At 52.2% G+C, this 13,663-nt stretch carries 10 protein-coding genes and 1 pseudogene; 2 read left to right on the top strand and 9 right to left on the bottom strand.

What is annotated here, in order from left to right:
- The 8 genes and pseudogenes from nirB to EA26_RS07275 all read right to left on the bottom strand — a co-directional run bounded on the left by nirB (position 1) and on the right by EA26_RS07275 (position 11,206).
- Positions 1-2,484: a nitrite reductase large subunit NirB gene (nirB, locus tag EA26_RS07310; RefSeq protein WP_039426229.1), complete on the bottom strand. Its 2,484-nt coding sequence runs from the start codon at positions 2,482-2,484 to the stop codon at positions 1-3.
- Positions 2,485-2,494: 10 nt separating this feature from the next.
- Positions 2,495-3,337: an ABC transporter ATP-binding protein gene (locus EA26_RS07305; protein WP_039426227.1), complete on the bottom strand. Its 843-nt coding sequence runs from the start codon at positions 3,335-3,337 to the stop codon at positions 2,495-2,497.
- 11 nt (positions 3,338-3,348) lie between these two features.
- Positions 3,349-4,317, bottom strand: a complete 969-nt coding sequence (locus tag EA26_RS07300) for an ABC transporter permease (RefSeq protein WP_039426224.1) — start codon at positions 4,315-4,317, stop codon at positions 3,349-3,351.
- 26 nt (positions 4,318-4,343) lie between these two features.
- Entirely contained in the window at positions 4,344-5,711 is a 1,368-nt protein-coding gene (locus EA26_RS07295; protein ID WP_039426221.1) for a CmpA/NrtA family ABC transporter substrate-binding protein, read from the bottom strand.
- Between the two features lie 257 nt (positions 5,712-5,968).
- Positions 5,969-6,559, bottom strand: a complete 591-nt coding sequence (locus EA26_RS07290; protein WP_039426218.1) for an ANTAR domain-containing response regulator — start codon at positions 6,557-6,559, stop codon at positions 5,969-5,971.
- Between the two features lie 126 nt (positions 6,560-6,685).
- Positions 6,686-7,651: pseudogene (locus tag EA26_RS07285) on the bottom strand (glycosyl transferase family protein); the annotation flags it as partial.
- 31 nt (positions 7,652-7,682) lie between these two features.
- Positions 7,683-8,573, bottom strand: coding sequence for a uroporphyrinogen-III C-methyltransferase (gene cobA / locus EA26_RS07280; protein ID WP_039426213.1), 891 nt, complete (start codon positions 8,571-8,573; stop codon positions 7,683-7,685).
- Between the two features lie 32 nt (positions 8,574-8,605).
- A complete protein-coding gene (locus EA26_RS07275; protein ID WP_039426210.1) occupies positions 8,606-11,206 on the bottom strand; it encodes a nitrate reductase in 2,601 nt (866 codons plus the stop codon).
- A gap of 337 nt (positions 11,207-11,543) precedes the next feature.
- Here EA26_RS07275 and metA point away from each other — a divergent pair, with 337 nt between their 5' ends.
- Complete coding sequence (gene metA / locus EA26_RS07270) at positions 11,544-12,485, top strand: homoserine O-acetyltransferase MetA (protein WP_039426208.1); 942 nt, start codon at positions 11,544-11,546, stop codon at positions 12,483-12,485.
- 153 nt (positions 12,486-12,638) lie between these two features.
- Positions 12,639-13,382 carry a type IV pilus biogenesis/stability protein PilW gene (pilW, locus tag EA26_RS07265; RefSeq protein ID WP_404976578.1) on the top strand — a complete coding sequence of 248 codons (744 nt, stop codon included), beginning with the start codon at positions 12,639-12,641 and terminating at the stop codon, positions 13,380-13,382.
- A gap of 36 nt (positions 13,383-13,418) precedes the next feature.
- On the opposite strand, the gene EA26_RS07260 is transcribed toward pilW, so the two are convergent.
- The gene (locus EA26_RS07260; protein WP_039426203.1) at positions 13,419-13,634 is read right to left on the bottom strand and encodes a hypothetical protein; all 216 of its coding nucleotides are present in this window, start codon (positions 13,632-13,634) and stop codon (positions 13,419-13,421) included.
- Positions 13,635-13,663 lie beyond the last annotated feature (29 nt).

Genomic DNA, 13,663 nt, shown 5'->3' with positions numbered 1-13,663 from the left:
TTAATCCTCCTGCTTGATGGGAATGCGCTGACCGCGAGTGCGCTGATAAGCCAGAGGCACACTGGCTTGGTCAGAATTGATAAACGGGCGAAAGCGGATCAGCTTTTCCGGGTCGTTGAGCGTCTGCTGCCATTCACAATGATAGGTGTCGACAATGTGCGCCATCTGCTGTTCAAGTTGCTGGCACAGACCGAGTGAGTCGTCTAGCACCACACTCTTAAGGTACTCTAAACCGCCTTCGAGGTTTTCCAGCCATACCGAAGTGCGCTGCAAGCGATCAGCGGTGCGCACATAGAAGATCATAACGCGATCAATTAATGCGATGAGCTGCGCTCTGCTTAAATCGGCAGCCAACAAATCGGCATGGCGAGGACGCATGCCGCCATTACCGCACACGTACAGATTCCACCCTTTCTCGGTGGCAATCACGCCAATGTCTTTGCTTTGCGCTTCGGCACATTCGCGTGTACAACCGGAAACGGCAAACTTCAGTTTGTGTGGCGCACGCAAGCCTTTGTAGCGATTTTCCAGTTCAATCGCTAAACCGACAGAGTCGTCCACGCCATAGCGACACCAAGTCGAACCAACACAGGATTTGACCGTACGCACCGATTTTCCGTACGCGTGACCGGTTTCAAAACCCGCTTCGATCAAGGTTTGCCAGATCTGCGGCAATTGCTCTACCTGAGCGCCAAACAGGTCGACCCGCTGCCCACCTGTGATCTTGGTGTAGAGATCGTACTCGCGCGCCACTTCCCCGAGTGCAATCAGCTTTTCAGGGGTGATCTCCCCGCCTGGGATACGTGGCACTATCGAGTAAGAGCCATCTTTTTGCAAATTGGCCATAAAGGCGTCGTTGGAATCCTGAAGCGGCGCGTGTTTCGATTCCATAATGTGCTCGTTCCATAACGAAGAGAAAATCGACCCAGCGGTGGGCTTGCAGATGTCACAACCACGCCCTTTGCCGTGTTTGCTGATCAAGGTCGAGAAATCGCGGATCGCTTCAACTTGGCAAATATGATAAAGCGCTTGTCTGGTGTGGCTAAAATGCTCGCAGAGCTGATTGCTCACTTCGACGCCCAGCAAACTCAGTTGCTCATCGAGCACACTTTTGACCATCGCACTACATCCACCACAGCCTGTTCCGGCTTTGGTTTGCGCTTTTAAGCTGGCGAGATCTTGCGCCCCGGCGTGAATGGCGACAATCAGATCCCCTTTGGTGACGTTGTGGCAAGAGCAGATCACCGCGCTATCGCTCACATCGCCTTTAAGTGCGCTGCTATCAAACAGCAGACTCACCGCTGGCTGAGGCAAAGGCGTTTGATTGAGATAACTTTGCAGCAGCGCGTCGTAGTCTTGGTTATCACCAATTAAAATTGCACCCAGCAGTTGCGTGCCACTTTGATCCACCACCAGTTTTTTGTAAATCCCCTGTTGTGCATCATGCAACACCATCTCTTGCGCGTTAGGAGTCGCCTTGTGCGCATCACCAATCGAAGCCACATCCACACCCAGCAGTTTCAACTTGGTACTCATGTCGGCACCAGTAAATGCCGCGTCGCTGATCCCTTGTAGCTGCTGCGCCACCACTCTTGCCATCGCATACCCGGGCGCCACCAAGCCAAAGATTTTGCCTTGCCATAGCGCACATTCACCGATGGCGTAAATCGCGGCGTCGCTGGTTTGACACGCATCATTGATCACTATGCCACCACGTTCGCCGATCTCAATGCCGCAATCGCGCGCCAGTTGATCCCTTGGCCGAATCCCGGCGGAGAAAAGAATCACATCCACTTCCAAAGGGGCAGCGTCTTTAAACACCATGCGATGATACGCACTTTCGCCGTCAATGATCTTTTCCGTCGCGGTGGCGGTGTGCACCGTCAAACCTAACTGCTCTATTTTGCATTTCAGTACCGTGCCTGCACCCTCATCCAACTGCACTGGCATCAAACGAGGGGCAAACTCCACCACATGCGTCTCAAGTCCAAGCAAACGCAGAGCATTCGCCGCTTCTAAACCCAGTAGACCACCACCGATCACCGCGCCAGTTTTAGCGCCAACACAAGCCTGCTTGATCTGCGATAGGTCATCCAGGGTGCGATAAACAAAGACATTTTTCCGCTCGCTCCCCGGCATAGGCGGCACGAATGGATAGGAACCGGTCGCAAACACCAATTGGTCATAGTGCAGTTGCGTGTCATCTTCTAGGGTGAGAGTTTTGTTCACTCGGTCGACAGCGACAACAGCCACACCAAGCAGCAGCTCGATACCCAATTTTTGATACCACTCTTCACTGCTCAGCAGCAGATCTTGGTGACTCTGCCCGGCAAACAAGCCCGAAAGGTGGACTCGGTCATAGGCGATAAATCGCTCTTCGCCAATCACCACAATGCGTTTTTGCAAATGGCTGCCACCTGCGACCAACTGTTCCACCAGTTGATGTCCAACCATGCCGTTACCGACAATCACGATGCTTTCCATGCTCTTCTCCTCAGGCCAATCTGGCGGATTTACTCGCCTGTGCCACGCTAGTGCGTGTACTCAGCGACTCGTTTTTATGCTGTTTTTCATACAAGAATTTCAGTACCGACTGCCTATAGTGTTGATACTGCGCGTTTTCCGCCAGCGCGACCCGATCGCGTGGCCTTGGCAGGTCAATGTGTAACACTTCGCCGATGGTGGCGGCGGGCCCGTTGGTCATCATGACGATCTTGTCCGACAGCAGTACCGCTTCATCGACATCATGAGTGATCATGATCACTGTGTTATTCAGCTCCGCTTGAATCGCCATTAAGGCATCTTGCAAACGCGCGCGGGTCAAGGCGTCCAGCGCACCAAACGGTTCATCCATCAACAGCACTTTCGGTTGCAGGGCTAACGCTCTGGCAATGCCGACGCGCTGCTTCATCCCGCCGGAGATCTCATCGGGCCGCTTGTCCGCCGCATGCGCCATCTGGATCAAGTCCAGATAGTGAAACACCTGCTGTTTTATTTGCGCCTTCGACTGCCCTTTGGCAACCTGTTTCACCGCCAGTTCGACGTTCTGGTACACACTGAGCCAAGGCAAAAGGGAGTTATTTTGAAACACCACCGCGCGCTCCGGTCCCGGTCCGCTCACTTCGCGCCCATCGACCACCACCCCGCCATCGGTCGGAAGATGCAAACCGGCCACTAAGTTGAGTACGGTGGATTTCCCGCAGCCCGAGTGGCCAATCAGCGAAATGAACTCGCCTTTGTCGATCTGCATATCGACGTTTTTCAGCGCGATAAACTCGCCGTTTGGGGTTGGAAATCGCATCCCCAGTTGCGTTAATTGTAAAAATGACTTCGACATATGCCCGACTCCTAGCGTAAAGCGGTTTGCTTGTTCCACGACAGCCAACGCTGACACTGCAGCATGCCGCGATCCAATAAAAGGCCAATCAAGCCGATCACGATGACCGCCACCATGATGCGGCCCAGTGAATCGGAACTGCCGTTTTGAAACTCATCCCAGACGAATTTCCCCAGCCCCGGGTTTTGCGCCAACATTTCAGCAGCAATCAGCACCATCCAGGCGATCCCCAGTGACAGACGCAAACCGGTAAACATCATTGGTATCGCTGACGGCAAAACGATGGTGCGAATGTGTCGCCACCAAGAAAGCTGCAACACTTTGCTGACGTTGAGCAGATCTTTATCCACGCTAGTAACGCCAACTGCGGTATTGATGAGCGTTGGCCACACGCTGCACAGCGCCACAGTCAACAGAGAGTTGACAAACGATTTGGCCAACAGCGGATCGTCGCTGACGTAAGTGGCGCTCACCACCATAGTGACGATCGGCAGCCAAGCCAATGGGGAAACAGGCTTAAGTAGTTGAATAATAGGGTTAAATGCTAAGTAAAGACCTTGGTTTAACCCAAGCAAAATACCAATTGGTATGGCGATAACACTCGCCAGCAGAAAGCCGCACGCCACCGTCACCAAGCTGGTGGCGATTTGGTCAAAAAACGTCGGCTTACCGGTATAAGGACGAATCTTCACTTCAGCGCTTGGATCTAAAGCAAGCTTTTGCGCGTTTCTCTTCTCCTGACGCTCAATAAAGCGCTGCGCCTTATCACGCTGGTGTTGATGCTCATCCAGCAGATTGACAAACTGCTGATAGGTCTGTGCTGGCCCCGGTAAGGTGCCGAGCGAAGTTTCGACTTGACGCGCGCTCAAGTGCCACGCCAGCAAAAACAGCAGAATGCCAATCAGCGGCAGCAGCAACAGACGGCTGTGATTGACTACGGCCTGTGGGCTGGGAATCAATGAAATGACGTTTCCAGACATAACTTCTCCTTGTTAAACCTTACGCGCTACAGCTTGTCCGACCCTTTCAGCCCTATCGCAAACTGCTTGAGGTACTGATTAGGCTGCGTGCCGTCGTAAACTAAGTGGTCGATAAAGTGGGTTTGTGCCGGGCGAAACCCCGTTTCATGGGCAAAGTCGGGAAAATCTTCAGCACTGAATCGCCCTTCTTCGATCAACGCCTGCGCCGCCTGCTGATAGATCTCGGGGCGATAGACTTGTTTGGCGATATCCATATACCAAGCGTCCGGCTTTTCGCTCTCGATTTGCCCCCAGCGGCGCATTTGTGTCAGATACCAAATCGCATCGCTGTAGTAGGGATAGGTCGCGTTGTGGCGAAAGAAAACGTTGAAATCCGGCACATCGCGTTTGTCACCGCGCTCATACTCAAAAGTGCCTGTCATTGAGTTGGCGATCACCTCCGCATCGGCGCCGACATATTCGCTGCGCGCGAGCAGCTTAACCGCTTCAGCGCGGTGTTGGTTGTGATTGTCATCCAGCCAGTGGGCTGCGCGGATCAGCGCTTTCACTACGCGAATGTGGGTGTTGGGGTACTTCTGCGCCCAGGTTTCTGCCACACCAAACACCTTCTCTGGATTGTTGCGCCAAATCTCGTAATCGGTCACTACAGGCACGCCAATGCCCTTGAACACCGCTTGTTGATTCCATGGTTCCCCCACGCAATAACCTTTGATGGTGCCGGCTTCCATTGTCGCGGGCATTTGCGGCGGCGGTGTAACGCTGAGTAAAACGTCCGCATTGATTTGCCCGCTGTTGTCTCCTTTGTGCGGCGCATAAAAACCGGGATGAATCCCACCAGCAGCCAGCCAGTAGCGCAACTCGTAGTTGTGGGTGGAGACGGGGAAAACCATCCCCATGTTGAAGGTTTTGCCTTGGTCGCGATAACTCGCCACCACAGGTTTCAGTGCATCGGCTTTGATTGGATGCTGCGGCTTGCCTTCGCTGTCTTTCGCAAGGTTGGGTTTCATCTGCTGCCAGACGTCATTGGAAACCGTGATCGCATTACCGTTGAGATCCATACTGAACGCGGTGATAACTTTTGCCTGAGTACCAATCCCGATGGTCGCCCCCAAAGGCTGTCCTGCCAACATATGCGCACCATCCAGTTCACCGTCTATCACCCGATCAAGCAGCACTTTCCAGTTGGCTTGCGCCTCTAACGTCACATACAGCCCTTCATCTTCAAAAAAGCCCTTTTCATAAGCAATCGCCAGCGGCGCCATGTCGGTCAACTTAATAAAGCCAAATTTGAGCTCTTCCTTTTCCGCGGCGCCTATTTTTGCCAAAACCTGCGGGGTCAAAGTCAGCAGTACGCTGGTTAAAGCCAAAGCCCTAAGCTTGTCTCTCTTTCTCATCGATTTTCTCCAAAAAAAACGCTACGACTCCGAAGAGCCGTAGCGCCGTTGCTGTCCCTGCAATTACCGCCGTTGATAATTGAGATAAGCCATTCAACAATATACCCACATAAGGTAATTCAATTGTCGTGCCAACTAATTAACAAAATAAAAACAACAAGTTAGATGTATTTCTTTGCTTGAAGTTGTTTTGTCTGCTTTGATTTAGTGCACCTCGCACCAATTGCTCGCTTTTGCTCTAACCCCAAAGTAGTAGTTCACATTTCCAGCGCCGTGAGCGTAGCAATCAAATTTTTCGCTACTTGGGCCATCGGTTGGCTGGTTTGCATCGCAGAACGACGCATCGCTTGGTAAGCGGTGTTTTCATCCACCTGCTGACATTTCATCAATAATCCTTTGGCTTTCTCGACCAATTTTCGCTCTTCAATTTTGTCGGCGAGCTGATTGAGTTTGTGCTCGGTTTCAAGATGGCTCTCACGCCTTGCTGCAGCATACGCCAGCCAAGGCGACAAGGTAGAAACGCCTTGTAGCGGCAGAAACACACAATCATGACAAGAAGATAACTGACTGATTTGATGGGGTAAAACCTGATGAAACAGCACCAGAAGTGGCAACTGTAAACGTCGGCAGTATTCAATAATCAAGCGAACTTCAGCGCAGGGGGCAGACCACGCCACCACCACAGCGACCTCACTTTCGCGCTCAATCACGCTTTCCAATTGAGCCAATTGACAGCCGATCACTTGGTCGTACTCCTTGGCCAAACAGTCACTGATTTGCGCCTGTTTCGCGGGGGTATCACAACAAACGATGATGGTTTTTGGCAGCATTTTTTTCGGCATAGACATTCCTTGTCGTCATCTTTATCTATAAGTGACATAACAAGGAATGTGCCAACGCGTGTTATGAGGGCAAGCGCTTCCCCCAAATGGTGCGCGCAATGGGCAAGCGACAAACCGCGAGATGAAGGAAGGTTAGGTGTTTACCTCAGCGGCGCAGTATTCACGCCACATGCGATGCGCATTTTCCAGCGCGACTTCACGATCGTTAAGCTCGGTAAACAGCACAGCGGCCAAGGTCGCGACCACGGTATTCGCCATGAGATTTTTCTCCTCTGGCGGGGTATCGAATGGACACTGTGTCACAGTAGGAATGTCAGAGAGCATCTGCTCAGTCCAATAGTGCGAACTCACCCCCTCAGGTGAGCTCAACCACACGGTTTGACTGACTTTGGGGTTGAACTCCGATTCGCCCGATTGGCCTTTAAATGAGATCACACCATGCGAGGTTTGACCAATTTCCTGTTCCACTTCCGCGTGTAACTGCTGAAACCCCGGATGAAAGCTACCACGCAGCCCTACTTTCGCGCCGCCGGGGTTGAGTGCCCGCACCACGGTGTTGATCGGTGATCTAAGACCATAACGGTTTTTCCAACCAATCATCTTCTCGGCGATGGGCGCAAAGTCTTTCAGCGCTAAATAGGCAATGCCTTGCGCCTCCAGCAAACTTTTCGCCTGTTCGGGCGATGCGGCTTGAGCAATATTGAGCGATGGCAGATAGTGCTCGGCATGCTCACGTTCGGCAGGTTTGTCGTTGTAACCGTGCAGGAGCACTTTATAGCCTTGCCTGGCTAAAATCTTGGCCGCCAGCAGATGCCAAGGCTTACCCGCTGAGGGCCTTTTGCCCGCATAACAAGGCCAATCCACATCGGCACCGAGATTGGGAACACGGCTCTGAAACGCTTTGACAAACCCGGCGATCTCCTGACGCGTCTCATTTTGTACGCGGATCAGCATCAGCAGCATCGCCATCTGATCATCTTCTATTTGCCCGTCAAGATACTCATCCATCACTTGGTATGCCTGAGCAAACGTCAGTGGTTTACGTCCACGCTCGCCTCGCCCGACAGTGCGGATACACTCTAAAATGATGCTCATACTCCCTCGATATGTTTTCGCGTTAACTTGTGCACTAAACGTCCAGCGTCAAAGGCTGGGATGCTTGCCAAGCAACCGCGTCTAAAGTGGTGATCAGTTTATCTCGCAGTGTGATGACTTCACCGATAATGATCAATGCCGGGCTGATACCTTTGAGCTTGAGCGCTGTTTTTTCCAGCGCAGCCAACTGTGTCACGTGCGTTTGCTGTAAAGGAGTACTGCCTTGGGTGATAATCGCCACAGGAAAATCGGCCGCAACACCATGCGAGCGCAAGCCTTGTTCAATCGCTCTGGCCGACTCAAGACCCATGTAGAACACCAGTGTTTGCCCCGCAGCAATAATCGCTGACCACGCCGGAAGCTGCCCGGTCACGACCGTACCTGTTACCAGCGTGACACTTCTCGCCATTTCACGATGAGTAAGAGGAATCGCGCAACTGGCGGCGCAGCCAATCGCGGCAGTAATGCCCGGAACGACGGTATAGGGAATGTTATGCTCCGCCAGCGCCAGCGCCTCTTCACCACCACGACCAAAAATAAACGGATCACCGCCTTTTAAACGCACAATCTGCCGCCCTTGCTTGGCAAATTGCAGCAAGATTTGATTGATCTCTGCTTGCTTCAAACTTGGCTCGCCGCAGCGTTTGCCCACGTAGATTTTCTCGGCCGAAGCGGGGATCAAATCGAGTATCTCCTGACTGACCAAACGATCGTAGACCACCATATCGCAGCGCTGTAACGCTTTCAGCGCTTTCACCGTCAGCAAGTCCGGATCGCCCGGCCCCGCGCCAACCAAAGAGACAAAGCCGCGTTGATTTGGCGACTTGCTTAACGCCGCGTGCCCGACCTGAAAGCGTTCGGCATCCAAAAACATGTGCTTGCTGTAGCTGTTCTCCAAAGAGTGGCGGGTTGTTTTGCTTTCCATGCGATTTCTCCTTTTCGCTCACTTAACCATGTTCAGTTGAAAAACTGTTTGAGCTGCGGCACGCAAGAGCCGCAGTTGGTGCCGCATTTAAGCTGACTTTGCAGTTGAACGAGATTGCTCACGCCCTGTTTGGCGATCGCCTGTTCTATTTGCACATCGGTGACTCGCAAGCAACTGCACACCAGTTGGCTTACCCGAGTCGCAAAGGCGGCTTGCATCAGCGCCTGCCATTGCACTGGCTGACCAATGAGTACGCTGAGAGCTTGATAGTCGGCGTTAAGCGGAGTGGGTGAGCTGAGCAAAATCGACCCGACTTTTCCCTCAGTCAGCCCGGTAGATAGGCTTTCTGCGGCGATCTCGATCCCAATCCAGCCCTGAGGAAGCTGCCAAGTTACATACTTACTGTTTGAGCGGCTCAATACTTCCAGAGAGATTGGTTCCTCACTGGCAAAGCGCCAGATGCCAACCTTGTCTTGATGTTGATAGGCCCGGTACGCGCTTGTTACCGGAGGGGGATTTTTACCGATATAAAGGCCAAAAGTGGCAATGTTGGCTTTGCTTGCACGTACCAAGGATGATTTGAAGGCAGGTTGACCCGAAATAGGGTCAACCTCAGCACAAACAGCCGCGTTAACTTGGCTGCCACCTGCATAGACGCCCGCCCAATGCATCGACATAAAGAGCTGGCCCAGCGAGAGCGATTCATCCACTGCAACTTTGGCAAGCAGTGCGTGATCGCGCTCTGCGTGGCGCAGCGAGAGAAACTCACCATTGGTCACCTCTAAACGTTGCGCCGACAGCGCATTGAGATAAACCGTCGGCTCCACTTCACTGCCCGACAGTTTTTCGATGTGTCCGGTACGGGTCATGGTATGCCATTGATCTCGCTGACGCCCGGTATTTAGCCACCAGAGTCCAGCCTGGTTTTCAACGTTCGTGCCCGTAGCACCTTGCTCAACAGCGATAAATCTCGCTTTACCATCCGGGTAAGAAAACTGCTTGTTGCGATAAGGCGACTCACCGCCCCACTGCGTCGGAGCCCAGTTTTGGTAGTCCTCATCGCTCATCGTTTGGTACGCGGACAAGTCGAACTTGAGAGGTGAATCGCGGTTGATGCCACTAAGCGCGGCAAACTCACGAAAAACCGCCGCTTCAGAGTCAAAAGCAAAACCATCTTTGGCCCCGAGTTTCGCGCACAGAAGTGAGCCCACGTCGCACACCGCCTGCCAGTCTGCTTTCGCCTCACCGGGGGGCGAGAGAAAACGGCGCTGGCGGGATAGTCTCCGCTCCGAGTTGGTCACCATGCCTTGCTTTTCCCCCCAACCTGCTGCGGGCAATAGAAGGTCAGCATATTGCGCCACGTCAGAATCGGCGGTGATGTCGGAGACAATCACACACGGACAGTCAGCTAAAGCCTCTCGCACCGCTTGATTATCCGGCATCGAGACCACCGGATTGGTGGCGATGATCCACAGCACCTTAATCTCACCGCGCGCCAGCGCTTCAAACAGTTCAACCGCTTTCAATCCCGGTTTTTCCGCAATGCGTGGGGATTGCCAAAATTGGTGCACCGCATGAATCGAATTCGGGTCGAAGCCGCGATGCACCGCCAGTTGATTGGCCAATCCGCCCACTTCTCTGCCGCCCATCGCATTAGGCTGGCCGGTCAGCGAAAATGGCCCAGCGCCACGCTCGCCGATTTGTCCGGTGGCTAAATGTGCATTGATGATTGCGTTACCTTTATCCACGCCATTTTGAGCTTGATTCACCCCTTGGCAAAAAAGCGTCATGCTGGCTTGACTGGTGACAAACCAGCGATAAAAAGTGCTCAAAGCTTCAATACTTAAACCGCAGCGACTCGCCACGTCAGGCAGTTGATACTTCTCTTGCATCACCACTTCGAGCAAGGCCTTAAACCCCTGCGTATGCGCCTCAATAAAGGCATCATCTAACTTTTGCTGGTCAATCGCATAGCGCAACAAACCGTTAAACAGCGCCACATCACTGTCATTGGCAAGCGCCAAATGCAGATCCGCCTGCTCGGCGGTCACCGTTTTGCGCGGATCAATCACCACCAATTTCACGTTTGGCTTGCGCTCTCGAACTTGCTGAATGCGCCGAAACAGCACCGGATGCGTCCAGGCGGTATTCGCGCCGCAAATGACGATCAGCTCTGCATGTTCGAGGTCGTCGTAGCTGACTGGCACCACATCTTCACCAAAAGCACGCACATGAGCCGCTACCGCTGAGGACATGCAGAGGCGCGAGTTGGTATCGATATTCGCGCTGCCGACATAACCCTTCATCAGCTTGTTGGCGACATAGTAGTCTTCGGTGAGTAGTTGCCCAGACACATACATCGCCACAGAATCCGTGCCATGCTGCTGCATCGCTTGGAAAAACTGCTCTGCGATCCACTCGCTGGCGTGTGACCAACTGACTTGCTGACCAGAGAGTTTGGGATAGAGCAAACGCGTGGGCATGCGCAAGCTCTCCGCTAACGCTGCGCCCTTGACGCACAGGGCGCCCTGATTGGCCGGGTGGGTGGCATCGCCAACCATCTCTTGTTGCTTAACTTCGACACCACAACCCACCCCACAATAGGGGCATGTTGTCTGGGTACATCCTTGCATAATCCGCTCCTTTAGCCATAAAAAAAGCCTCTTCCGCTAACGGAAGAGGCTTCATTGCCTTAACTTGCACCATAAACGCAGCAAAAATGGTGCGTTTGATGGCTTTTTTAATCTCTAAGCAAATCAGATGCCAAAGTTCGAGATCTATTTATTTCAATGGGTTAGCTTGTTTCTCTGGCTATTTGGCGCTTTCCCATGCACCAGATTGGAGCAAACCCTTTGCGCAGTACGTGTACAACAAAACGCACTTTGCCGATTTTCCTTGTCGACATCACAAAAAAAATAAGATAGGTTTAGATGTATAGACGTCCAAAACCATGAGCTTAGGGAGAAAGCTGTGCCTATTCGTATTCCAGATCAATTACCCGCCGCCGATGTATTACGAAATGAAAATATCTTCGTGATGAGTGAAACGCGCGCGGCCAGTCAGGAAATTCGCCCTCTGCGTGTGTTGATCCTCAATTTGATGCCAAAAAAAATTGAGACCGAAACGCAGTTCCTTCGCCTGCTGTCTAACAGCCCGTTGCAAGTGAATGTTGAACTGCTGCGCATTGATGACCGCCCGAGTAAAAATACCCCAACTGAGCATTTGGATAATTTCTATCGTCAGTTTGAGATGGTTAAAAACCGTAACTTCGACGGCCTGATCATCACTGGCGCGCCGCTCGGCCTGGTGCAATTTGAGGATGTGATCTACTGGGAACATCTACAGACCATCATGGAGTGGGCAAAATCTCATGTCACTTCCACTTTGTATGTGTGTTGGGCGGCCCAAGCGGGCCTCAAGCTACTGTATGACCTGCCGAAACGCACCCGCAAAGAGAAACTCTCTGGCGTGTATCAACACAAAATTCATCATCCTTACCATCCGATTTTGCGAGGATTCGATGATACCTTTTTAGCGCCGCATTCACGCTACGCCGATTTCTCGCCCGAATATTTGGCCGAGCACACCAATCTCGACATTCTCGCTACCTCAGACACGGCTGGCGTCTATCTGGCCAGCACCAAAGACAAGCGTAATGTGTTTGTGACCGGACATCCAGAATATGATCTGCACACCTTACACAATGAGTATGTGCGCGATCTCGGTGAAGGGCTGGAGCCGGCGATTCCGGTCAACTACTACCCGAATGACAATCCGGATAATGCGCCGATCGCCAGTTGGCGCAGCCACGGTCATTTACTCTTTTCTAACTGGCTCAACTACTGCGTTTACCAGCAAACCCCGTACGATCTGGACCACTTTAGCGAAGACGCCTTCACCAAAGACGAATAGCCGAAGCTTCTGCATCTCTCTTCTAAGGCCGCCGCAAGGTGGCCTTTTTGCCGAATATGCAAAGTGACTCGCATCTTATTCGCAGCTTGATAGGCATGGCGGTCAGAGGAATTATCATCGTGGTAAATTTTGCACGCACAAAGAAATACCATGATGAATCAGACGTTTCGCTTCATTTCACTGCTGAGTTTTGCCCTGCTGACGGGTTGCGTCACCATTACTGAAGGGCAAGTCGCCAACAATGCCGACCCGATTGATATGGCTGAATCTCGCATTGCTTTAGGGCTTGGTTATCTCGACAATGGCGCGATGGTCAAAGCCTACGACAACTTACAACAGGCACTAAACCACGCACCGGATTACTACCGCGCTCAGCTCTCCATGGCGCACTATTACGAGCTGGTCGGCGAAAATGGCAAAGCGCAAGATCTCTATCGAAAAGCGGCCCGCCAGCACCCCAAAAACGGCAATGTGCTCAACAACTACGGCACTTTTTTATGCAAACAGGGCGACTACGCACAAGCAGACAAACTGTTCAACCAAGCCATTGCGCAGCCTTACTATTATTTGATCCCGGCCAGTTATGAAAACGCGGCATTTTGCGCCTTAAAAGCAGGTTTTAAAGCCAAAGCGCAAACCTATTTCACCCGAGCCATTGATTACGATCCGCACCGCCCCAAATCCATCCTCAACCTCGCTAAGCTGGAAATCGAGGCAGGCAACTACACGCAAGCTCGCCTGCGTTTGATGCGCTTTCATCAAAGCTACGGCTTACAGTTGCCCTCACTGCAACTGCTGATCGAGCTGGAACAAAAGGCGGGTAACCAAGCGTTGGTGAAAAAATATCAGCAGGAGTTAGAAAAGTTGACGGCCAAACAAAGCCTAAGCGCCATTTAATGCAAAACCGCCTGAGATTTACTCAGGCGGTTTAGGCTAACGTCTTGATGTGGAATTGCGGATTTTATACCTGTCTTTGCGGTGCGTATCGCGCAGTTTTCGCACCTGATTCTTGCGTTTTATCGTGCGGTACTCACGATAGATAATTCGAATAAACGCCACCAATCCAACCAAAAGCAGGACAGTAAAAACGCTCAGGAAGCTTTCACACAGCCAATCTGGCTGACAGGGTAGATAAATTTCAAAATCCATCGCATGCCCTCCTGTTACGCAACCTATTC

The organism is Vibrio navarrensis (assembly GCF_000764325.1).
GTDB classification, from domain to species: domain Bacteria; phylum Pseudomonadota; class Gammaproteobacteria; order Enterobacterales; family Vibrionaceae; genus Vibrio; species Vibrio navarrensis.
This window is presented reverse-complemented; position numbering and strand designations above follow the sequence as displayed.

Bases quoted from the DNA above. Each gene is read 5' to 3' on its own strand.
- EA26_RS07290 (WP_039426218.1), bottom strand. From the start codon at position 6,559: ATGTCTATGCCGAAAAAAATGCTGCCAAAAACCATCATCGTTTGTTGT.
- pilW (WP_404976578.1), top strand. From the start codon at position 12,639: ATGAATCAGACGTTTCGCTTCATTTCACTGCTGAGTTTTGCCCTGCTG.
- nirB (WP_039426229.1), bottom strand. From the start codon at position 2,484: ATGGAAAGCATCGTGATTGTCGGTAACGGCATGGTTGGACATCAACTG.
- EA26_RS07260 (WP_039426203.1), bottom strand. From the start codon at position 13,634: ATGGATTTTGAAATTTATCTACCCTGTCAGCCAGATTGGCTGTGTGAA.
- EA26_RS07275 (WP_039426210.1), bottom strand. From the start codon at position 11,206: ATGCAAGGATGTACCCAGACAACATGCCCCTATTGTGGGGTGGGTTGT.
- EA26_RS07305 (WP_039426227.1), bottom strand. From the start codon at position 3,337: ATGTCGAAGTCATTTTTACAATTAACGCAACTGGGGATGCGATTTCCA.
- cobA (WP_039426213.1), bottom strand. From the start codon at position 8,573: ATGGAAAGCAAAACAACCCGCCACTCTTTGGAGAACAGCTACAGCAAG.
- EA26_RS07300 (WP_039426224.1), bottom strand. From the start codon at position 4,317: ATGTCTGGAAACGTCATTTCATTGATTCCCAGCCCACAGGCCGTAGTC.
- EA26_RS07295 (WP_039426221.1), bottom strand. From the start codon at position 5,711: ATGAGAAAGAGAGACAAGCTTAGGGCTTTGGCTTTAACCAGCGTACTG.